The organism is Rhizobium sp. A37_96 (assembly GCF_053521765.1).
Genome location: NZ_JBNWDS010000014.1, coordinates 80119 through 101429 on the forward strand (window position 1 = coordinate 80119; position 21311 = coordinate 101429).

The following is a 21311-nucleotide window of genomic DNA, read 5'->3' on the forward strand; positions in this document are numbered from 1 at the left end:
CCGTTCTCCTTTATAGAGATGGCGCGCGCTTTCGGTGCGCCATGACTGCGCGTTCTACGAGGAGAGATGACGAGCGACGAACCGACGGAAGAGCAGCGCGACCAGGCGGCTCTATGGCTGGCAAAGCGGACGGGGGGCTCCTTCGGAGCAAGCGACGCCCGAAAGCTGGATGACTGGCTCAATGCCGACCGCCGTCACCGGCGAGCGTTCGATGATTTGCGCGTTCTCTATGCCCAGTTGGAACTGCCGGCCCAGCGTCTTGCGGCAAGGACCATGTTTCGTCGCAAACTCGCCCTGGGTTTGCGTCCCCGTCTGGGCTGGCTCATTCCGCCGGCCGCTGCGATCGCCGTATTCCTCGGTTTCTGTTGGCTCAATCCGTCTCTGGTCGAGAACTGGCAGGCCGATATCGTCACGCATCAGGAAATTGTTTCGGACATTACGCTGCCCGACGGCTCGCTTGCCCGCCTTGGTGCGGATACGGCTGTCGGATTGGATTTCAGGGACGGCCGGCGGCGTGTCCGGTTGTTGCGCGGCGAAGCCTATTTCGAGGTGCGGCATGGGGTGCCGGGAACCTTCACAGTCATCACCAGAGGCGATGAGGTGCGCGATATCGGCACCAAATTCAACGTCGATATGGGCATTGCGGAAACCGACGTGGTCGTCTCGGAGGGCGCCGTTGCCGTCATCGGCAGCAATGACAGCGTGCCGGTCATCTTGCGCGAGGGCAATGAGACCACGCTTGCCGGCGGTCGCGTGGGTAAGATCGCACCCACCGATACCAGCCTCGCTCTTTCCTGGATGAGCGGGCGTCTGGTCGTTCAAGGGGCGCGCGTGGCCGATGTCGTGCGCGCGCTGGAGCGGCATTCGCCCCGGCCGATCGTGGTTCGCGGCCGGCTGGCCGATCGCAGGATATCCGGCACCTTCCCGCTGACCGATGTCGATGCATCGCTGGAGACCATAGCGCAGGCGGTCAACGCCACTCTTACGCGCGTACCTTCGCTGCTGACTGTTCTCTACTGAGACAAAAATAGCCGGCGACGGCATTTTTCTTGGTTGGACAGACACGGCATGTGCTCCGTCACCCGTTTCACCAATGAGGGGCCGCTCGATGGCCGCGTTGGCAAGGGTTGATCAAGGAGTAGATAATGGCAGGGCGCGCAGGCGGAGCTAAGGGACGCAATCTTGGCAGGCTGATGGCCACAACGGCGTTGCTGATGGCGGGAGTGATTCCGGTTGCCGCACAGCAGGATGCAAAAGCCAGCCGCCCCGGCGTTTCGGCATTGGCCTATCGCTTCGATATTCCCGCAAAGCCGCTCGCGGCTGCCATCGCAGATGTCGGGGCGGTCAGCGGCTGGCGCATCGCCTATGGCTTCAGCCTGCCGGCGGGCAGCCGTTCCGCTCCCCTGAGCGGCACGATGTCCGCGCCGGAGGCGATCGGCAGATTGCTTGCCGGAACGGGTATCAGCTACCGGGTCGCCGGCAACCAGTCCATCGTGCTCAGCGATCCGAAGCAACCCGTTACCGCTGCGGGCGCCGATGGCGCGACCGCGCTGGCGCCGATCGTGGTGCAAGGCCAGCAAACTGGCGCGACGACCGAGGGAAGCAATTCCTATCGCGCCGAATCCGTAACCATCGCCGGCAAGATACCGGTTCCGATTCGGGAGATTCCGAATTCCGTCTCCGTCATTACCCGCCAGCGGATTGCCGATCAGAATCTGAACACCGTCGAGGATACGCTGCGGCAGACCACCGGCGTCACGGCCACGCCCTACGGCGACGGCACTTCCTATTTCAACGCCCGTGGCTACAATCTCGATGCGCAATATGATGGCATGCCCGTGCCGGGAGGCGTCCAGTATCTGGCGCAGTTCGACATGTCGATCTACGATCGCGTCGAGATTCTTCGCGGCCCCGCCGGATTGCTGCAGGGATCGGGAAGCCCGGCAGGTGCGGCAAACTTCGTCCGCCGCATGCCGCTCGATCATTTTGCGGTCTCCACCGACACGCAGATCGGGTCCTGGAACTTCAAGCGTCAGACGGTCGACGTGACCGGGCCGTTCAACAGCGACGGCACTGCCCGCGGCCGCTTGATCGTTACCGGCCAGGATCGCGATTTCTTCTATGACGACGCGGGCGAATGGCACGGCACGGCCTATGGCGCGCTGCAATTCGACCTTACGGACAAGACGACCTTGAGCTTGTCCGGCGCCTATCAAAAGCAGAGATTTTCACCATTCGACTACGGTCAATCACGCTACACCGACGGTTCGTACCTGAATGCGCCCAGATCGGCGTTCTTTGGCGCCGACTGGAGCTATAACAATTTCGAGACCAGCGAACTCTATGCGAACCTCAAGCATGAGTTCGACAATGGCTGGACGTCCAACACGACGCTGATGTATCGCGACATGCGCAACGACAGCACCTATGCCTACATGTACGACGGCGTCGATCCCGCCACCAACGAGGCCGCATATGCCGTGCAGGGAGGGCCGATCCATAAACAGTGGTTCGGCATCGACACCAATGTCTCCGGATCTTTCGACTTCCTGGGGCATGAGAGCCAGCTGCTGCTCGGCGCGAACTATGCCTATCGCACCTCGCGTTCGGAGGGCGGCTTTGTCGACGCCGGCGTCTTCAACATCTACTCCGCGCCCTCGACCGTGCCGGAGCTGGACGTTCCCTATGCCTTCGGAGATCAGTCCCGATCCAACGAATCCGGCGTTTATGGCCAGACGAGGCTGAAGTTGCTCGATCCGCTGACCGTCGTGCTCGGCGGGCGGTTCAGCTTCTACAGCAACGAAAATCGCTCGCTGGTGCCGACAACGACCGACTGGGCATCGGATCCCAGCGTCAACGGCAAATTCACGCCCTATGCCGGCGTCGTCTACGACCTGACCGACAACTATTCCGTCTATGCCAGCTACTCCGACATTTTCCAGCCGCAAACGGAGACGACAGTAACCGGAGGCGGGCTCCAGCCGCGCGTCGGCGAGCAGTATGAGGTCGGCGTCAAGGGTGTCTTCCTCGATGGCGGTCTGACGGCGACATTGGCCGCCTTCAACATCAACGACAATCACCGCGCCGTCGCCGATCCTTCGAACCCGCTCTATTCCGTCTCTGCCGGGAAGGCGCGCAGCCGCGGCATCGAGGCGGAAGTAACTGGCGAAGTTTTCACCGGCCTCAACCTGACCGCCGGCTACACCTACCTGCAGACAAAGTTTCTTTCCGATCCGGATTACCAGGGCCTGGTGCTGGATCCCGAAGAGCCGCGGCACACATTCAAGCTCTGGAGCAAATATACCTTCCAGGATGACAGCTCGCTCGACGGCGTGAGCCTTGGGGCAGGCATGCGCGCCTACAGCAGTTCGGACCGTGGCGCCGGCACCGGCATCGATGTCGGGCATCAAGGCGGCTATGCCGTCTTCGACGCGCAGGTCGGCTACAAGATCAACGACCATGCCGAGGCCAGCCTCATGGTCAAGAATATCTTCGACCGGACCTACTTCGATCGCATCCCGACCCGGTATTTCGGCATATATGGCGAACCGCGCAGCTTCATGGTCAGCCTGAAAACCCATTGGTAGGCAGATGCGGGCCGATTGCGATCCGCTTGGCCAGAAACTGACCCGGCGGCGCCTGCTGGCGCTGCTGGGCGGATCGCTTATTGCCTCCGGGGCGGGGAGCGGACTGGCCGGGGCGGAAGGTGCGCCTCCCAGGATGGCAGTTCTGGATTGGGCGCTGGCGGCAACGGCGTTGGCATTGGGTGGCGACGTCATCGGCGTACCTGCCATCGACTACTATAGCCGGTCCGTCGTCGAGCCGCCGATGCCGGATGATGTCGTCGATGTCGGTCTGCTGTTCACGCCGAATTTCGAGCTGCTGGATCAGCTTTCTCCCGATCTCATCGTCATTCCGCCGGCGCTGCGCATCGGCGAGCCGTTCCTGCAAAGGATCGCCGCGACGCGAGTGGTCGATCTTGCTCGCGACGGCGACGCAACCATCGCGGCGGCGATAGAGGGAACAGGGCATCTGGCGGAAGTCATCGACCGCCAATCGGCGTGGGTTAAACTGCGGTCCGACATGGAGCGTCAATTGCAGGATGCGGCAGCGCAGCTGGCGCGATGGCGCGACCGTCCGCTCTGGATTGCAACATCGGCGGACGACAGACACCTGACGGTCTTCGGGCCGGGAAGTCTCTTTGCCGATATCCTGAACAGGCTTGGTCTCGTCAACGCCCAGAAGGAGAGCGGCTTCTGGCGCGGGCAGGCGACCGTCGGCCTCGAGCGCATCGCCGCCGTTCCCGAGGCGGGCCTTGTCCTGATCGATGCCGATGGCAGCAACTCCGTATCGCTGCCGGGAAGCGACAGCGTGTTCTGGCAAGCGCTCCCTGTTGTGCGCGAAGGCCGCGTTTTTCGCCTGCCGCCCGTCATGGAGAATGGCGGCGTCCCGGCGGTGATGCGTTTCTCCAGGCTGCTTGCCGCCGGCTTGAATGGCGGAGGCGGCTGACATGACCCACGTCCGCCATCCGCTCCGGCTCGTTTCGATAGGCCTTCTGCTCGCGTCCCTCTCCCTTGCGTTCAGCCTCTACGGCGCATCGCAGACCCTGGATCCGCATTTGTGGTGGCAGGCGGCGCGCGCGCCGGACCTTCATTCCATCCCGCAACTGACGTTGCACTACAGTTTTTTGCCGAGGATTGCCGCCGCCGTTCTCGTTGGTGCCGGACTGGCGCTTGCCGGCGTCCTCATGCAGCTGATCCTGCGCAATCCCGCCGCCGAACCGGCGACGCTCGGCGTGGCGGCGGGTGCCTTTCTTGCGTTGAGTCTGGCGACGCTTTGGGCACCGTCTGTCATCCATGCCGGCAGAACCGGCCTCGCATTTGCCGGCGGCGCATTGGCCGGCCTTCTGGTGTTCGGACTGGCCTGGCGGAGCCGCTTCGCAGCGCAGGTCCTGCTTCTTGCCGGCCTGATGACGAGCCTTTATGCCGGCGCCATAAACACGCTGCTGATCATGCTGAACGGCGGCCTCATCAAGCTTTTCATCTGGGGCAGCGGCTCGCTGGCGATGCAGGATTGGAGCATCGTCCTCTATCTGTTGCCGCGCTTGCTGCCGGCCTGTCTTCTGAGCCTGCTGCTCATACGGCCGATTGCGGTGCTCATCATTTCCGACGAGGCCGCCGCCAGTCTCGGCGTCTCCCCATGGATGATCCGTCTGGCCGGACTTTCCCTTGCGGTCTGGATCGCGTCGGTCTGCGTGGCGGGCGTCGGCGTCATCGGTTTCGTCGGTCTTGCCGCGCCGGAAATCGTCCGCCGATGCGGCTATCAGCGTGTTCATGAACAGCTTTTGGCGGCCCCGATCTTCGGCGCGCTGTTGCTTTGGCTGACGGATCAGGTCTTCCAGCTGCTGCCGACCGCTTCGGAAATCCCGGCGGGTGCGGCCACGGCCTTTCTGGGGGCGCCCCTGCTGCTCTGGCTGGTTGCGCGCCGCAAGCAGATAAGGCCGATCATCGCAACGCAGATAGCCGCCTCGTCGGATCGCGTTCGTGCTCAAGGCCCGATGCTGGCCGTCATCCTCGCAGTGGCAGTGGCCGCAGTCTGCCTGTCGTTCCTGATCGGCCGCGGGCTGCACGGCTGGACATTCACCGGTCTCTCTTCGCCCGAGGCCACCTTGTTCTGGCGCGGTCCCCGCATGGCGGCTGCCGCCGCCGCCGCGGTTCTGATGGCCATTGCCGGCTGCATCGTCCAGCGCCTGACATCAAATCCCTTGGCAAGCCCGGAGCTTCTCGGCGTGAGCTCGGGTTCCGCGCTCGGCGTGATCGTGGCGCTCCTCATTCCCGGAACGGGCACCGCCATGTCTTTTTCGCTCAGCATGGCGGGCGGGGGCGCAATCCTTTTCCTGCTTTTGCTGTTCGGTCATCGCAAGGCCTTTGCGCCGCATGATCTCTTCATGTTCGGCATTGCGCTCACGACCTGGGTGAGTGCCTTCGTATCGCTTCTGCTCGCCAGCGGCGATCCGCGCATGTTCGACCTGTTGCGATGGTTGAACGGCTCGACCTTTCTTGCAAGGCCGATCGACGCCATCGTCCTCTGTGGCTGTGCCGTCCTGGCACTCGCCTTGCTGCCATTCTTTTCCCGCTGGTTGACGCTGCTTCCGCTGGGGTCGAGCACGCCGGCGGCGCTCGGCATGCCGCTCACCCGCGGCAGAGGCCTGCTCCTTGCCTTTTCATGTATTCTGGTGGGCTTGTCCGTGCTGATGATCGGACCGCTCAGCTTCGTCGGGCTGATGGCGCCGCACACCGCCAGGATGCTGGGCTTCCGGCGACCCATGATGGAAATGGCCGCCGCCTCGGCAATCGGCGCCGTCGTCATGATACTTGCGGACTGGCTCGGCCGCATTCTGCTGTTTCCGAACCAGATCCCCGCCGGATTGATCGCGACACTGATCGCGGCGCCCTATCTCTTCGTGCTGATGACAAGGCGCTCCTGACCTGCGGATATCGCTGATTGCCACACCCGCCGCCGAGTGCCGACCAAACCTCGGACTTCGACGCGCGCTTTGCACCGTCGGGATCGAATTGGATCCGTCATACGTAAGGTGAGCCCGCTATTGCGGCTTTCAGGCCGGTCGTTCCCTTTTCGACAATGGCGAGAAAGGCGGCCTTCGCTTCCTCCGTATCGCGATTCCGTCGAAAGGTTCCGTGAGCCTGAAGGAAGGCTACGGTCCATGTTGCCAGGAGCAGATTGGCCGCCAGATGGGCATCGGGATCCGTGGCATCCCGCCCTGCGCTTTCGCACAGCGCCATCGCTATGACCTGCGCCAGTTCGTCCCGTATCGCCCTGGCTCGCGCCTTCAGGCTCTGGCTGGCCTCGATCGTTTCCACAAAGCCTTGGCTCCGGGCGGAGAATTCCACGTAAGGGCTCTGAGCGGCGACCAGCCGGTGAGCGAGCAGGCGTAGCACTTCGACCGGAGCAATGCGGGGATCGCGCTTCAGCAGCGCTTCGCGCAGGATCTCGCGACCCTCTTCGTCGCGGTCGAAGAACATGTCCTCCTTGCGGGGAAAGTGATTGAAGACCGTCATCCGCCCGACGTCGGCTGCCGCGGCGATCTCATCCACGGTCACATGATCGAAACCCCGCTCCAGGAACAGGCGCGTGGCGGCGTTGGAGATGCTTTGCCGCGTGGCAAGTCGCTTACGGGATTGGCGGTCTGATGACATTGACTTTCGGCTCCTGATGGCGCATGAATAAATGTACTGAGTACATATTTATATCAAGTATATGGAAAAACCAATGGAAAATCAAGTCGATGTTGTCGTCGTCGGTGCCGGCCCGGTCGGGTTGCTGACCGCGATCGAGCTGACCCTGGGCGGAGCGCGCGTCCTTGTGCTTGAACGTCTGGCAGCTCCCAGCATGGCCATGAAGGCTCTGGGGATGGGGCCTGTTGGAATAGAGGTATTGCAGCGTCGCGGGATGTCCGCAGCCATCGCCGCGGCGGAGGCGCGCGGGTTCGAGGCGATGAAGCCGTTTATCGCGCAGAGCGGATCGGACGTGCGTGGGAGAGGGTCCAGGTTCAGCGGCCATTTCGCAGGCCTGTCTCTTATCCGCAAAGACGCGCAGAAAGAGCCGGAGCGACGCGCCTGCCCGGTGGATCAGCATGGCGTCGAAGCCATGCTGGCCGAGCGCGTGCTGTCTCTTGGGATAGAACTGCGCCGGGAATGCAGCGTGACCGGTTTCGCCCAGCATGCAGAAGGCGTCGACGTGGAATGGGTCTCTCCGGCAGGGAAGGGACATATTCGCTGCTCCTACCTCATCGGCTGCGACGGGGGGCGTAGCCTCGTCTGAGAGCGGCGGTGCAAAAACCTACCACGGTAGCGGCGGGATAGTCCCGCTTCGGGCGGCGTAAAAGTCGGCCACCTATTTACCTTTTGCAATCATTGCAGGAGGGCTGGGGATCTATACCGTGGAACTATATCTGAAGGTCCGTCTGGCTTGCTCGGAAGGCATGAGCCGGCGTCAGGCTGCAAAGCATTTCAACATATCTCGCGACAGCGTTTCCAAGATGCTGTCCTATTCGACGCCACCGGGCTATCAGCGGCAATCACCGATCCGGCGACCGAAGCTGGATGCGTTCGTTTCGACGATCGATCACTGGCTTGATGAGGACGTGAAGGTGCCGCGCAAGCAGCGCCATACGGCCAAGCGGGTGTTCGACCGGCTTCGAGACGAGCGCGGGTTCACTGGCGGCTACACGATCATCAAGGATTATATGCGCGAGCGGGATCAGCGTCGCCAGGAGGTGTTCGTGCCGCTGGCGCATCCGCCAGGACATGGGCAGGCCGATTTCGGCGAGGCGGTGGTTGTCATTGGCGGCGTGGAGCAAAAAGCGCATTTCTTCGTGCTCGATCTTCCCCACAGCGACGGCTGCTATGTGCGGGCCTATCCGGCGGCGGTGGCAGAGGCATGGGTCGATGGCCACATCCATGCGTTCGCCTTCTTCGGGGCTGTGCCGCAGTCGATCGTCTACGACAATGATCGCTGCCTTGTGGCGAAGATCCTGCCCGATGGCACACGCAAGCGTGCATCGCTGTTCAGCGGCTTCCTGTCCCATTACCTGATCCGGGATCGTTACGGACGGCCGGGCAAGGGCAATGACAAAGGGAATGTCGAGGGTCTCGTCGGTTATAGCAGGCGCAACTTCATGGTGCCGATCCCGCAGTTTGCGACATGGGAGGCATTCAACACCTGGCTGGAAGAGCAATGCCGCAAGCGCCAGCGCGACAGGCTGCGGGGCGAGAGCGAGACGATCGGAGAACGGCTGCAGCGCGATCTTGCTGCCATGCGCCGATTGCCGGCGTCGCCATTCAATGCCTGCGACCAGACGAGTGCCAGAGTCACGGCCCAGTCGCTCGTTCGCTACAAGACCAACGACTATTCCGTGCCGGTCGCCTATGGCCATCAGGATGTCTGGGTCCGGGGCTATGTCGACGAGGTGGTGATCGGCTGCCGTGGCGAGATCATCGCCCGCCATCCTCGGTGCTGGGAACGGGAAGACGTCGTCTTCGATCCTGTGCATTACCTGCCGCTGATCGAACAGAAGATCAATGCGCTGGATCAGGCCGCCCCTCTCCAGGGCTGGGATCTGCCCGAAGAGTTCGCCACGCTGCGCCGCCTTATGGAAGGCCGCATGGCAAAGCATGGCCGGCGTGAGTACGTGCAGGTTCTTCGCTTGCTGGAGAGCTTCGAACTCGCCGATCTGCATGCGGCGGTGAAGCAGGCCCTGCAACTCGGAGCAATCGCCTTCGACGCGGTCAAGCATCTGATCCTGTGCCGGGTGGAGCGCCGGCCGCTGCGGCTGGACCTGTCCATTTACCCCTACCTGCCAAGGGCGACGGTCGAGACGACCTCGGCGAAAGCCTACATGCGACTTCTGTCGTCGGATGCGGGAGAAGCCGCATGAGCACCGAAGCACCAGAGATCCTTCTGTCCCATTACCTCAAGACCCTGAAGCTGCCGACTTTCCAGCGTGAGTATCAGAAACTGGCCCGGCTATGCGCCACCGAAGGCGTTGATCATGTCGGATACCTCACCCGGCTTGCCGAGCGGGAGATGATCGAGCGGGATCGCCGCAAGGTCGAACGCCGTATCAAGGCGGCTAGGTTCCCGGTCGTCAAAAGCCTGGACAGCTTCGACTTCGCAGCCATCCCCAAACTCAACAAGATGCAGGTGCTGGAACTGGCGCGATGCGAATGGATCGAGGGCCGGGAGAACGTCATCGCTCTTGGTCCCAGCGGAACGGGCAAGACCCATGTGGCCCTCGGCCTCGGCTTGGCCGCATGCCAGAAGGGCCTGTCCGTCGGCTTTACCACGGCGGCAGCTCTGGTCAGCGAGATGATGGAGGCACGTGACGAACGGCGTCTGCTCCGGTTTCAGAAGCAGATGGCGGCCTACCAGCTTCTCATCATCGATGAACTGGGCTTCGTGCCACTCTCCAAGACCGGCGCAGAATTGCTGTTCGAGCTGATCTCGCAACGCTACGAACGGGGCGCCACCCTGATTACCAGCAATCTTCCTTTTGACGAATGGACGGAAACTCTGGGATCCGAGCGTCTGACCGGCGCTCTGCTCGACCGCATCACCCATCACGTCAACATCCTCGAAATGAACGGCGACAGCTATCGTCTCGCCCAAAGCCGCGCCCGAAAGGCAGGCTGAAACCCTTCGAAAAATCGCCGCGCGCGCATGAGACCCCCGCTCGGGCTACGCCCTCCCGCGGGTCTCATGCGCGCGCCAAGGTGGCCGACTATTGCGCCGCCGCGTGGCCGGTTTTTACTCCGCCGTTGACAGACGAAATCCGAACCTTGTAGCGCCTGGCGGCGATCAAGCGTCGCCTCGACCCGGACCTTGCCGAGATGAAGCGCCTCGCAGATGCGCCGCGCAACGATTTCGGATGTTTTCAGGCGTTCGGGATCGATGTCGAAGAGGCTGATGACATAGTCGCCACCACTCTGGCTGGAAAGGACGTCACCCAGAATATTCTGGGCAAAAACGGTGCTGCCGGCACCAATCAGGCAGATCTTTGGCATAAGGAGGCCTCGCAAGAGATGGATGCGGACCTAGATGCGCCTTTCAAATCGGGATTTCTTCCTGTTAATAGAGAAATTATTCCCGGATCCGCGCCAAAGGGCGAGTGACCATGTCAAAACTTCGCATGTCCGCCGAGCGCGGCGCCTCGCTGGCGTCGGAAGGCGATTTTCTCATCGAGCGTCATATCGCCGATGCCATGAACGCGGCGCATTGGCACGATCACGTCGAGCTGAACTATCTGCTCGACGGCCAGATGACCTACATCTTCAACGGACGGCAGGAGCAGGTGGAGGCAGGGCGGCTGGTGCTCTTCTGGGCCGCCATTCCCCACAGAACGATCGCGGTCACGCCCAATGCGCCGCTCGTCTGCATCTATCTTCCGCTCGTCGATTTCCTCGGCCTGCCGATCGATCGCGGTGTCCGGCAGTCGATCATGCAGGGACGGTTTTCCGCGGATGCTCGCGGCCATGCCGCGGATGCGATCCTCCTGCCGCAATGGGTAGAAGACTGGCAATTCGGTGACGCGGCCCGGCGCCAGCTGGTGCTTGATGAAATCAAGCTTAGAATACGACGCTTCGTCCTGGATGTTCCCGTCGGCGATCATTCCGCCGCCCGTCCATCTGCGGCATCGGGTGCCAGTGCCGCCGTGCGTCGGGCCGAAACGCTGACCGACCTCATTCATGCCCGCTATTCCGAGCCGGTCAGCCTGCCGATGTTGGCCAAGCTTGCCGGAATGCATCCGAGCACGGCCAACAAGATCTTTCGCGGCATCCTTGGCATTCCCGTCAACGAATATCTCATGCGCTATCGTCTGGCGCGGGCGATGCAGCAGCTTGCGGAAACGGACGCGCCGATCCTCCAGATCGCCTATGACTGCGGCTTCGGCTCCAGTAGCCGGTTTTACGATATCTTCAAGCGACGGACGGGAACGACGCCAAGGCTGTTCCGCTCGTCTCTCGGGCGCGAGGGGAGGGCCGACTAGCGGCTGCGCGCCGAAGCATGTTTCTTTGCCTCAGCGGCTGCCGGTCGCTTACCGCGAAGCTACACTTCGATACAATATGGCTGCGTCCTGAAATTTGGCCGATACATCCTGCGGCGATCCTCCCGGCAGATCATCGGTCAGGCAGGAGTCAAAAATGAAGCTCGCTCTCCTTGGCGCATTCGCCGTTTCAGGCCTTGCTGTCGGCGTCGCCGCTTCCCAGTCTTCCGGCACGGCAACGCCGCCGGAAAATGCTTCCCCGATCTATGGCGTAACCATTCCGGAAGGCTATAGGGACTGGAAATTCGTCGCGCCGGCGCAGGAAGCTCCGCCACTCGACGAGCTTCGCGCAGTGCTCGGCAACGATATCGCCGTCGACGCCTACAAGAAGGGTATCCTGCCTTTCCCGGATGGTTCGATCCTCGTCAAACTTGCCTACAAACGCAAACAATCGACGGAATTCGCACCGGCAACGGTGCCGGGATGCCGACGACGGTGCAGGTGATGGTAAAGGATTCCAAGAAATATCCCGACAGCCACGGCTGGGGCTTCGGCCGGTTCATCAACGGCAAGCCGGTCGACATTGCGCAGCACGAGACCTGTCTCAGCTGTCATGTCGGCAACGTGAAGGACCACGACTACGTCTTCACGCGGTATGCGCCATAAGTCCCTTCAACAGCGCTGAATTGAAATTGCCGGCCCGATCGCGCCGCATCGGGGCCGGCCGGCTATCCACGGTCTCCTCCTCCCGCCGGGATAGCCGCCCCTTTTTCCGAGACCGGACAGCGACGGCTATCGGTTCGTTCATTGACCGTATCGGGGCCGCCATAGGCTCCGGGCTCTTGCCCTCGCGGATGATGGTTGCCGCAAGTCCGCTCGGCTCCGCCGGTCCCGGCGTCCGTGTGACAACCATTCCAATCTCTCCACGGTCGAAATCCGGTATCCAGCGCCGCGTTTGAAAGGCCGAAGCGTGCATGTTCACGTTCTCCGGCGGAGCACGAAAGGGCGCTATGCGTAATCGATTGTAGCTTTGGCGGGATCGGATACTGGCCGATACAATTCGATGTGGTTGAAGACACAACCGGGATACACGAAGACAGCAGAAATTCGCGGCAACCCACAAACCTCCCAAACAGATGGAGATTCTGATGTCGCCTTTCTCGTACCCATTGAATCGACGTGCCTTCGTGACTGCGGCCGCTGTCGCCGGTGCAGTCGCGATGCTCAAGCCCGCAATGTCCCTTGCCGGATCGGAAGCCCTGCCGGATGGCGTCAAGCCATTCAAGGTTCACGTCCCTGACGGCGCAATCGCCGATCTGAAGCAGCGGCTCGCGATGGCACGCTGGCCGCTCAGGGAAAATGTCGCCGACGACTCGCAGGGCGTGCAGCTCGAGCGTCTGCGCGATCTCGTCGGATACTGGGCCGACGGTTATGATTGGCGGAAGGTGGAGCAGAAGCTCAATTCCCTTCCGATGTTCATCACGGAAATCGACGGGCTGGATATTCACTTCATTCACGTGCGCTCGCAACACGACAACGCCATGCCGCTGATCATGACCCATGGCTGGCCGGGCTCGATCCTGGAAATGCTCAAGGTCATCGATCCCCTGACCAACCCGACGGCCCATGGCGGCAAGGCCGAGGATGCGTTCCATCTGGTGGTGCCGTCGATCCCCGGCTTCGGCTTCTCCGGCAAGCCGACGACGAAAGGCTGGGGTTCGGACCATATCGGCAGGGCATGGGGCACGCTCATGCATCGCCTTGGCTATGAGCGTTTCGTCTCGCAGGGCGGAGATTGCGGCTCGGTCATCTCCCAGCGCATGGCGCTCCAGAATGTGCCGGGATTGCTCGGCATCCATGTCAACATGCCCGGCATCGTTCCCAAGGAGATCGCCCATATCCTCGCAGCGGGCGATCCGGCTCCGGCAGATCTGACCGCAAAGGAGCGCGCCTGCTTCGACAAGCTCGCGGAATTCTATCGGGACAGCTCGGGCTATGCCAATATGATGGTGACCCGCCCGCAAACCATCGGCTACTCGCTCGTGGATTCGCCGGTCGGCCTTGCGGCCTGGATCTACGACAAGTTCGCCACCTGGACTTACAGCGGCAAGCACCCGGAAAAGGTTCTGAGCCGTGACGAGATGCTGGACGACATCTCCCTCTACTGGTTCACGGAAACCGGAACCTCGGCGGCCCAGATCTACTGGGAAGATCATTCCAACAACTTTAATGCTATCCGGATTCCAACGCTGCCCGTAGCCGTCAGCGTGTTTCCCGGCGAAATCTACCAGGCACCGAAGAGCTGGACCGAACGTTGCTATGGCAACCTGATCTATTTCAACGAAACCGACAATGGCGGGCACTTCGCGGCTTGGGAGCAACCGGCGATTTTCACCAACGAGGTCAGAGCTGCATTCCGCTCGCTGCGGTAGAGCAACTCCAGGAAAAGTGCATAGCGATTTTCCGTCCGGAATTACGCAAAAACAACAGGATAGAGCGTTTTCGCCATTCGAAGAAAAGCGGAAAGGCTCCAGGCGGAGAGCAGCCTTCTACCTGGTGAAAATCTCGCAGGCGGGCAATGCTCCAAGCCCGCCTGCGGGAGAGGATCCGCCTCCGCTGGCCGAATTTGTCAAGCCCGATGGCAAGGGTCTTGACCAATTCGCCCCAAGCGGACCGCCGGAGATCACGAGGCTCTTATGCAAACGCGCTGCGGCGCGTCGAAAGCGATCCGATGCCCATCAACGCCGCCAGGATGACCGGGATGCATACGAGATACGCCGTGCGGATACCCGCGTGTTCGGCGACAAATCCGAGCAGTGGCGGCGCCAGGAAGAAGATGACGAAGGCCATCTGTCCGAGGGCTGCGACATTGACATGGGCCGGGCGATCGGTGCGCTGGGCGGCGGCTGAAACCGCCAGCGGGTAAACGGCGCTGCAGCCGGCGCCCATGAAGGCAAAGCCCAGGAGCGCGACATGCGGATGGGGCGCAAGCCAGACGGCGCAAAGGCCTGCGGTCGAAAGGAGCAGCAGAAAGAGCGCGACGGAGCGGGAGCCGAAACGATCGACGAAGCGGTCCGCGAACAGTCTCGCCAGTGCCATGAAGAAGGTGAACAGCGTCAGCCCCAGGCCGCCAATGAACGGTTCGACGTGAAAGACGTCCCGCATGTAGATCGCCGACCAGTCGATGCCGGCGCCCTCGACGAGGAATGCCGCAATGCCGATCACGCACAGAGGCAGCAGGCCGAATGTCGGAAGCGCGATATGGCCGGTTTCGATGTGGTCGGCTGTCGGGCGAGCCGGCGCATTGCGGATGCCGGCTATGGTCAGCGAACCCACGATGAGGACAAAGGCGAATGTCAGGGCAAGGTGCAATTGCATCGGAACGCCGGCCTGCCGGACCGCCGAGGATACCAGCGCGGTGACGAAAAAGCCGAGGCTCCAGAAGCCGTGCGCGCGGTTCATCACACCACGGCCGAGCTGCGCCTCGATTCGATCGATCTCGACATTGAGGTTGATTTCGAGAGCGCCGGCCAGTAGCCCCTCGCAAAACAATACGGCGAAGACCAGTGGAGCCGCGCCCATCCAGGGTACCAGCGCCAGGGATGCGGAGGTTCCGAGCACGGTGATGAACGCCGTCTTGCGGGCGCCGAGGCGGCCCACGATCGGGGAGGCGAAGGTGAGCGATATCAAGGCGCCGATCGCCGCGCCGATCAGCGTCAGGCCGAGTTCGGATTTGTCGATCGCCAAAGCGTCCTGAAGGTCGGGAAGGCGCGACAGCAATGCGCCCATCGACACCGCAAAGAGAAAGAAGCAGACGTAAATTCGCTGCTGCGGTTCAAGGCGCATTTGTAGCTCCGGAGAATCTGAACACGGGAGAGATAGACAGGGTCTATCCGAAAGCAACCAGCGCTGGCAATACGACGGATCGTAAATGATAGGATGAGCCGGACGCCTTTCCGTCATTTCGTGCAGGAGATTGCAACAGCAGGCGCGCGAGCCTGTTCCGGGCGCTCGGTTCATCCGCTGGGAAAACATTCTCCAGACGATGCGAAGGCTGGGCTATGAGGCTCTGCCTCGTTGGCATGAGGCAGAGCCGGGAGCCTTGTTGGGGCGCCTGTGCGATACTTCGATGGGGGGCGCAAGTATTCGCACAATGCGTGCTGTACCCGCCAAGGCTGAAATGTAGCTGAAGGACAGCCGAGTGCCGGCCGTATAGCACAGGCAGCCCGGACAGTTCGCCGTGGCCGCGTTTTCGTTCCTCGTCATCTTCGCCGGAACAAAAGGGGCATGCCGGGAATTGATTGGCACCCAGGCCGGTGTGAAAACGTCAGCCGAATTATTCGGAGGCAGTCATGAGCGACGATCATTTGGTTGGCGGAACCGCACTGGCTGAATCGGCAAAGCCGCGATTCTGGGATATTCTCGGGCCTGGCCTCGTTACCGGCGCCTCGGACGACGATCCGAGCGGAATAGCGACTTATTCGCAGGCCGGCGCGCAATTTGGCTTCATTACCGGCTGGACATTGATCGTGGCCTATCCGCTGATGGTCGCCGTACAGATGATCAGTGCGCGTGTCGGGAGGACGACAGGCGAGGGATTCGCCGGCGCCATAGCCCGCTGCTATCCGGCCTGGGTCGGCGTGGCCGTTACCCTGCCTCTTCTGGTTGCCAATATCATCAATATCGGTGCCGATCTTGGTGCGATGGGAGATGCCGTGCATTTGCTGCTGAACGGCAGCGCGCTCCTCTATGTCGTTGGTTTTGGAGTAATCTGCGTTCTTCTGCAGGTCTTCCTCAAGTACAAGCGCTACGTCGTCGTTCTGAAGTGGTTGAGCCTGGCTTTGCTTGCCTATATTGCGACGCTTTTTGTCGTCCATGTGCCGTGGTCAAGCTTCGTACACGGACTTCTTGTGCCGACGTTCAAGGCGGATCCAAACTACTGGTCGATGATCGTTGCCATATTCGGCACGACGATCAGTCCCTATCTCTTCTTCTGGCAGGCATCACAGGAAGCCGAAGATTTGAAGGAGAAGCCCCGCGAGGAGGCGTTGATCGAGCATCCGCGCGAGGCGAAGGAAGCCAACCAGCGCATTGCATGGGATACGCTGATCGGCATGGCCGCATCGAATATCGTTGCGCTTGCAATCATCGCCACCACGGCGGCTACGCTCAACAAGGCGGGCGTGACCAATGTCGAGAGCTCGGTCGACGCGGCAAAGGCTATCGAGCCGCTGGCCGGACAATTCGCCAAAGTCATATTTGCCGCGGGCATTGTTGGAACGGGATTGCTGGCCGTGCCCGTTCTGGCGGGTTCGGCCGCCTATGCCGTTGGCGAGGCGGCGCGCTGGAAAGTCGGGTTGTCGCATGAGCCAGGCGAGGCAAAGGCATTCTACGCGACGATCGGGCTGGCCACGGTGGTGGGCGTATTGCTGAACTTCACGCCCATTCCGCCGATGAAGGCGCTGTTCTGGAGCGCCGTCATAAACGGCGTCGTCGCCGTTCCCGTCATGGCGATCCTGATGATGATCGCGTCGAATCATAAGGTCATGGAACAGTTCGTCATCGGCAAGGGCTTGAGGGCGCTTGGATGGACAACCAGCATTGCCATGTTTGCAGCCGTCGTCGGCATGGCCGTAACCGCCACCTTGTAAAGGTCAATCTGGAGGCAAGCGGCCAGCTCTGTGTTCGGAGTGGCGGGGGCGATCAGCTCCCGCATCTCACTCCGCCGCAAGCCGTCACACCGATCGCGAATGCCGACACGCGCCGAAAACTGACCTGGGGTCATCACTCGCTCGCGTGTCGGGTGGTCGTCATGAACGCCAAAGGTCAGGCTTTGTCGGGAATACGGGCGATGACCTTGATCTCGAAATCGAAGCCTGCGAGCCAGTTCACGCCGATGGCCGTCCAGTTCGGATAAGGCGCCTTCGGAAACATCTCGGTCTTCACGGCCATGATGGTGGGGAACTGGTTCTCGGGATCGGTATGAAAGGTTGTTACGTCGACGAGATCATCGAACGTGCAGCCGCCCGCAGCCAATGTCGCCCGCAGATTCGCAAAGGCCAGCCGGACCTGGCTTTCGAAGTCCGGTTCCGGCGCACCATCCTCTCTGCTGCCGACCTGCCCGGAAACGAAAAGAAGATCGCCCGAGCGGATGGCGGCCGAATAGCCGTGCTCCTCGTAGAGTGCGTGCCTGTTCGCAGGAAAGATTGCGTCGCGATTTGCCATGTCTTCACCCTTCTCTATTGCGCGTCGCTGAAGTCCGGCCGGAACGGCACTCTTCCGCGGCGACTTCACGACTTGCCAATGATTCATATACGTTGCGTATGTAAATAACTAGGATACGCAGCGTATGTCAATTTAAATACGCTGCGTATGTGAAAAAAAGGAGGGCGGAGTTTCACATGGTTGCTGCCCGCAATATGTTCTTCTTGGGCAACAGGCACATTCCCGCGCTATCCCAACTTCCCGGTCGACGTCGTCCGGGACGATTCCCTGCTGACGGACGCACAGTGCAGGCCGGCCATTGTGTTCAGCCGGTTTCGCGGCGCTCGGAAGCTAGGCTATCGCCGATCGTGCCTGCCCGCTCGGCGTCCGCGAAGATCGCTTGCGTGTCACCGCCAACCGCTCCCGCTTCGTACCAGACGTCATAGTTTGCGGATGCGGCCAACGCCGGGTCTGTCGTCCCGGCTGCGGTTCGAATTCGTCCGAGCCGTGCATGAGCTTGCGGCAAGACAGGCACCGGCTGTAAGAGAGATGTCGAGGAAGACTTAGACTGTGTCGGCAATACAATGATCGGCGGGTACGTATTGCACGCAATCTCCAAGGGTGTGAATTCAAAGGGTGGTCGCGCATGAAGGAGCTCGCTTTCCAGGGCAAATGGCGAACCTACCAGCAAAAAATCCTCGACAATCTAACGAGTCTCCTGGAGGACGATGGCTTACATATCGTCGCCGCGCCCGGCTCGGGCAAGACGCTTCTGGGCTTGGAAGTCATGCGCAGGATTGGCGAACCCACCCTGATTCTTGCACCGAGCCGAACCATTCGCGATCAATGGGCACAGCGGCTATGCGCGATGTTTCTGCCCGCCGGAGCCTCGCGGCCAAAATGGATCTCGCATGACATTCGCTCTCCCGGGGATGTTACCATCATAACCTATCAAGCGCTCCATGCCGCATTTTCAGGCAGGGTCGCCGAAGAGGAGGATACCAATGTCGAGGATGAAAGCCTTGACGATGGTGAGAATACGCGGCCCCGCGAGGCGACGAAGCGGGAGGCCGAGAAGCACGCAGGAAAAATCGTTGCGGGGCTGCGGGAGGTCAAGGTCCGCACACTTGTTCTGGATGAAGCACATCACCTTAGAAACGAGTGGTGGAAAGCCCTGACTACGCTCAAGGAGGCGTTGGCGAGGCCGACGGTCGTCGCTTTGACAGCGACGCCTCCCTATGATGTCGATCCTCAGGAATGGAGCCGTTATCAGGAGCTTTGCGGGCCGATCGATGATGAGATCTCCGTCCCTGAATTGGTATTGCAAGGAGATCTGTGTCCACATCAGGATTATGTCTATTTCAGCTTGCCAAACGCAGCGGAGGCGGAAAGGCTTGCGCGGTTGCGCCAGGATATCTCTGATTTCGTCAGCGGCGTATCGGAGAGCGCAGTGTTCAGGGATGCGATATTGCGTCATCCATGGCTTACAGATCCAATGGGGAAAACGGAAGCCATTCTGGATGATCCGTCATTTTTCTCCAGCATGCTGATCTTCCTGAAAGCACAGAATATCCAGCTTCCGCAGTCGGCGCTCGATATTCTTGGCGTCAAGGTTCATGACGTCCCGACTTTGTCACTTCGTTGGATGGAAGTTCTCTTGAACGGCGTGTTTTATGGGCATCGAAATGACTTCGAAGCTGCGGAACAAGTGATTGGCTCGCAACAGAGCAGGCTGCGTCAAATAGGAGGACTTGAGCGTAGCAAGGTGCGGCTGGTGGAACAAAAGTCCATACAAAAGCTGCTCGCGTCAAGCGCGAGCAAGCTCAACTCGATCCTCGATATCGTCAGACTTGAAAGCGCATCGATGGGGGATGATCTGCGTATGGTCATCCTCTCCGACTATATCCGCAGGGAGGCTCTTCCTGCCGAGCCGGGAAATCTACGCCCGATTGACCGGATGGGTGTTGTCCCTATCTTCGAGATCCTTCGGCGGTCCGGCTTTAAGCATTTAAGCCTTGGAATCCTAACCGGCAGCCTGGTTGTCATTCCAGCGAGCTCCAAGGGAATTCTCGGCAAGATTGCCGCCTCTCTTGGTATCGACGCGTCGAACATACGCTACCAGGAACTCGCATTCGATGCCGGGTTCGTAAGCGTCGAAATCATCGGCGGGGGGAATTCCGATATCGTACATATCATTACCCAGCTGTTTGCCCAGGGCGGAATAAAGGTGCTGGTCGGTACCCAGGCTTTGCTTGGGGAGGGGTGGGATGCACCCTGTGTGAATACGTTGATCCTGGCGAATACGGTCGGATCCTACGTACTCTCCAATCAGATGCGCGGACGTGCGATTCGCATCGATCCCATGAATCCCGAGAAAGCCTCCAACATTTGGCACTTGGCCGCCATTGACCCGGAAAAACTGAAATGGAGTAATTCTCATCCATTGAGTCCGATGGCAGCCGACGGCAGTGTTTCTCATTCCTCCGACGTAGTGACAGTTGACCTCGGCAGCGACTTTGATGCGTTGAAACGCAGATTCCATGCGTTTGAAGGCTTATCCTTCGACACTCCTCCCATCATCAAAAGCGGGTTCCAAAGATTGGCGCCGGCAATGGCGATGCAGAAAATGCTGAACCTTCATGACGTCAACAGAACCATGGAGCAGCGAGCTTCCGACCGCAAATCGCTGAAAACATTCTGGCAGATTGCCCTGCGTGGCAACAGTGCCGCGCCGAGAATGCGGGAGATACTCCAAAGCAATTATGTCCCCAAGGGCCTGTTTCACTGGAAAACGGCGAAATATCTGCTCGTTGAGAGCTTGGCCCTCGGAGGACTGATCCTGAGCAGCATTTCACACCTCTTCCGTGCGCGCTTCCACTCGTTTGAGGAAATAGTGCCATTTCTTTTTGCAATCTGCTGCGTTCTGGCAGTTGTCTGTCTGCCGCAGACCCTTAAGGCGTCCTTCCTGCTTCTCCGCAACGGTTCGCTGGAGAGCCGAATGAGGCAAGTCGGCATCGCTGTCGTCGAAACATTGCACCATATGGAGGTCATAAGAACAGATCTACGGCAGCTAGTTGTCCACGCTGCTCTCGATGACAGCGGCGTAATCTTCTGTCAGCTCGAAGGCGCGACCGCGGTTGAGAGATCGTATTTCCTTGAAGCGATGCGGGAAATCCTCGTTTCCACACAGAATCCGCGCTACATCTTGGTGCGACCGTCGATGCTTTGGTGGCTGCGCCGCACGGATTTTCATGCCGTTCCGTCTATGATCGGTCAAAAGAAAGAAAATGCAGAGTATTTCGCGCAGCTCTGGAATCGCTACGTCGGTTATTCCGAACTTGTCTACACGCGGAACCCCGAGGGCCGGCTCAAACTCCTTCAATATCGCACAAAGTCATTTGCGTCTGCATTTACGAGGGAAATTGATAGGTTTAGCCGCTGGGAGTGAGAATAATTGGTGGTCGCAGCCAGCTTTCGCTGCTGGAACGCCTGACACTCTTGAATCGCTTGGATTGTGCTGTCTCTGCCGCGGAATGAGCGAATT

Annotated in this window: 14 protein-coding genes and 3 pseudogenes; 13 read left to right on the plus strand and 4 right to left on the minus strand. The window is 60.5% G+C overall.

Going from position 1 to position 21311, the window contains the following annotated elements; all coding sequences use genetic code 11:
* The first annotated feature begins 66 nt into the window (after positions 1-66).
* From ACQZ6J_RS26830 to fhuB, 4 genes are all read left to right on the plus strand, one after another.
* Positions 67-1020 carry a FecR family protein gene (locus ACQZ6J_RS26830; protein WP_163988294.1) on the plus strand — a complete coding sequence of 318 codons (954 nt, stop codon included), beginning with the start codon at positions 67-69 and terminating at the stop codon, positions 1018-1020.
* Positions 1021-1145: 125 nt separating this feature from the next.
* Entirely contained in the window at positions 1146-3587 is a 2442-nt protein-coding gene (locus ACQZ6J_RS26835; RefSeq protein ID WP_449086362.1) for a TonB-dependent siderophore receptor, read from the plus strand.
* Between the two features lie 4 nt (positions 3588-3591).
* Positions 3592-4509, plus strand: coding sequence for an ABC transporter substrate-binding protein (locus ACQZ6J_RS26840; RefSeq protein ID WP_449086363.1), 918 nt, complete (start codon positions 3592-3594; stop codon positions 4507-4509).
* A gap of 1 nt (position 4510) precedes the next feature.
* Complete coding sequence (fhuB, locus tag ACQZ6J_RS26845; protein ID WP_449086364.1) at positions 4511-6487, plus strand: Fe(3+)-hydroxamate ABC transporter permease FhuB; 1977 nt, start codon at positions 4511-4513, stop codon at positions 6485-6487.
* 97 nt (positions 6488-6584) lie between these two features.
* Here fhuB and ACQZ6J_RS26850 read toward each other — a convergent pair whose 3' ends face one another.
* Positions 6585-7217 (minus strand): TetR/AcrR family transcriptional regulator, encoded by a 633-nt coding sequence (locus ACQZ6J_RS26850; protein WP_449086365.1) that lies wholly within the window; start codon positions 7215-7217, stop codon positions 6585-6587.
* Positions 7218-7290: 73 nt separating this feature from the next.
* Here ACQZ6J_RS26850 and ACQZ6J_RS26855 point away from each other — a divergent pair, with 73 nt between their 5' ends.
* From ACQZ6J_RS26855 to istB, 3 genes are all read left to right on the plus strand, one after another.
* Positions 7291-7842: an FAD-dependent oxidoreductase gene (locus ACQZ6J_RS26855; RefSeq protein WP_449086366.1), complete on the plus strand. Its 552-nt coding sequence runs from the start codon at positions 7291-7293 to the stop codon at positions 7840-7842.
* Positions 7843-7960: 118 nt separating this feature from the next.
* Positions 7961-9457, plus strand: a complete 1497-nt coding sequence (gene istA, locus ACQZ6J_RS26860; protein ID WP_174008068.1) for an IS21 family transposase — start codon at positions 7961-7963, stop codon at positions 9455-9457.
* Positions 9454-10212 carry an IS21-like element helper ATPase IstB gene (istB, locus tag ACQZ6J_RS26865; RefSeq protein ID WP_174008066.1) on the plus strand — a complete coding sequence of 253 codons (759 nt, stop codon included), beginning with the start codon at positions 9454-9456 and terminating at the stop codon, positions 10210-10212. The genes istA and istB overlap by 4 nt, the downstream gene beginning before the upstream one ends.
* Before the next feature lie 131 nt (positions 10213-10343).
* Here the strand turns inward: istB and ACQZ6J_RS26870 are convergent.
* A pseudogene (locus tag ACQZ6J_RS26870) lies at positions 10344-10583 on the minus strand (family 4 glycosyl hydrolase); the annotation flags it as partial.
* A gap of 110 nt (positions 10584-10693) precedes the next feature.
* Here ACQZ6J_RS26870 and ACQZ6J_RS26875 point away from each other — a divergent pair.
* The 3 genes and pseudogenes from ACQZ6J_RS26875 (at position 10694) to ACQZ6J_RS26885 (ending at position 13995) form a co-directional block, all read left to right on the plus strand.
* A complete protein-coding gene (locus tag ACQZ6J_RS26875) occupies positions 10694-11566 on the plus strand; it encodes a helix-turn-helix domain-containing protein (protein WP_449086367.1) in 873 nt (290 codons plus the stop codon).
* A 154-nt stretch (positions 11567-11720) separates the two neighbouring features.
* Positions 11721-12229, plus strand: a pseudogene (locus tag ACQZ6J_RS26880) (cytochrome P460 family protein).
* Positions 12230-12711: 482 nt separating this feature from the next.
* Positions 12712-13995 (plus strand): epoxide hydrolase family protein, encoded by a 1284-nt coding sequence (locus ACQZ6J_RS26885; protein ID WP_449086368.1) that lies wholly within the window; start codon positions 12712-12714, stop codon positions 13993-13995.
* A gap of 262 nt (positions 13996-14257) precedes the next feature.
* On the opposite strand, the gene ACQZ6J_RS26890 is transcribed toward ACQZ6J_RS26885, so the two are convergent.
* Positions 14258-15409 (minus strand): MFS transporter, encoded by a 1152-nt coding sequence (locus tag ACQZ6J_RS26890; protein WP_449086369.1) that lies wholly within the window; start codon positions 15407-15409, stop codon positions 14258-14260.
* Between the two features lie 506 nt (positions 15410-15915).
* On the opposite strand from ACQZ6J_RS26890, the gene ACQZ6J_RS26895 reads away from it, so the two are divergent.
* On the plus strand, positions 15916-17214 hold the full coding sequence (locus tag ACQZ6J_RS26895; protein ID WP_449086370.1) for an NRAMP family divalent metal transporter: 1299 nt from the start codon (positions 15916-15918) through the stop codon (positions 17212-17214).
* A 175-nt stretch (positions 17215-17389) separates the two neighbouring features.
* Here ACQZ6J_RS26895 and ACQZ6J_RS26900 read toward each other — a convergent pair whose 3' ends face one another.
* Positions 17390-17788, minus strand: a complete 399-nt coding sequence (locus ACQZ6J_RS26900) for a RidA family protein (RefSeq protein WP_449086371.1) — start codon at positions 17786-17788, stop codon at positions 17390-17392.
* A gap of 310 nt (positions 17789-18098) precedes the next feature.
* Here ACQZ6J_RS26900 and ACQZ6J_RS26905 point away from each other — a divergent pair.
* Together ACQZ6J_RS26905 and ACQZ6J_RS26910 are read left to right on the plus strand one after the other, a co-directional pair.
* Positions 18099-18215, plus strand: a pseudogene (locus tag ACQZ6J_RS26905) (glutathionylspermidine synthase family protein); the annotation flags it as partial.
* Between the two features lie 198 nt (positions 18216-18413).
* Positions 18414-21215 (plus strand): DEAD/DEAH box helicase family protein, encoded by a 2802-nt coding sequence (locus tag ACQZ6J_RS26910; RefSeq protein WP_449086372.1) that lies wholly within the window; start codon positions 18414-18416, stop codon positions 21213-21215.
* Positions 21216-21311 lie beyond the last annotated feature (96 nt).

What these genes read in the sequence shown, in the direction of transcription:
- ACQZ6J_RS26830 (WP_163988294.1), top strand. Translation starts at nt 67, where the DNA reads ATGACGAGCGACGAACCGACGGAAGAGCAGCGCGACCAGGCGGCTCTA.
- ACQZ6J_RS26895 (WP_449086370.1), top strand. Translation starts at nt 15,916, where the DNA reads ATGAGCGACGATCATTTGGTTGGCGGAACCGCACTGGCTGAATCGGCA.
- ACQZ6J_RS26910 (WP_449086372.1), top strand. Translation starts at nt 18,414, where the DNA reads ATGAAGGAGCTCGCTTTCCAGGGCAAATGGCGAACCTACCAGCAAAAA.
- ACQZ6J_RS26850 (WP_449086365.1), bottom strand. Translation starts at nt 7,217, where the DNA reads ATGTCATCAGACCGCCAATCCCGTAAGCGACTTGCCACGCGGCAAAGC.
- istB (WP_174008066.1), top strand. Translation starts at nt 9,454, where the DNA reads ATGAGCACCGAAGCACCAGAGATCCTTCTGTCCCATTACCTCAAGACC.
- ACQZ6J_RS26900 (WP_449086371.1), bottom strand. Translation starts at nt 17,788, where the DNA reads ATGGCAAATCGCGACGCAATCTTTCCTGCGAACAGGCACGCACTCTAC.
- ACQZ6J_RS26890 (WP_449086369.1), bottom strand. Translation starts at nt 15,409, where the DNA reads ATGCGCCTTGAACCGCAGCAGCGAATTTACGTCTGCTTCTTTCTCTTT.
- ACQZ6J_RS26855 (WP_449086366.1), top strand. Translation starts at nt 7,291, where the DNA reads ATGGAAAATCAAGTCGATGTTGTCGTCGTCGGTGCCGGCCCGGTCGGG.
- ACQZ6J_RS26835 (WP_449086362.1), top strand. Translation starts at nt 1,146, where the DNA reads ATGGCAGGGCGCGCAGGCGGAGCTAAGGGACGCAATCTTGGCAGGCTG.
- ACQZ6J_RS26875 (WP_449086367.1), top strand. Translation starts at nt 10,694, where the DNA reads ATGTCAAAACTTCGCATGTCCGCCGAGCGCGGCGCCTCGCTGGCGTCG.
- ACQZ6J_RS26885 (WP_449086368.1), top strand. Translation starts at nt 12,712, where the DNA reads ATGTCGCCTTTCTCGTACCCATTGAATCGACGTGCCTTCGTGACTGCG.
- ACQZ6J_RS26840 (WP_449086363.1), top strand. Translation starts at nt 3,592, where the DNA reads ATGCGGGCCGATTGCGATCCGCTTGGCCAGAAACTGACCCGGCGGCGC.
- fhuB (WP_449086364.1), top strand. Translation starts at nt 4,511, where the DNA reads ATGACCCACGTCCGCCATCCGCTCCGGCTCGTTTCGATAGGCCTTCTG.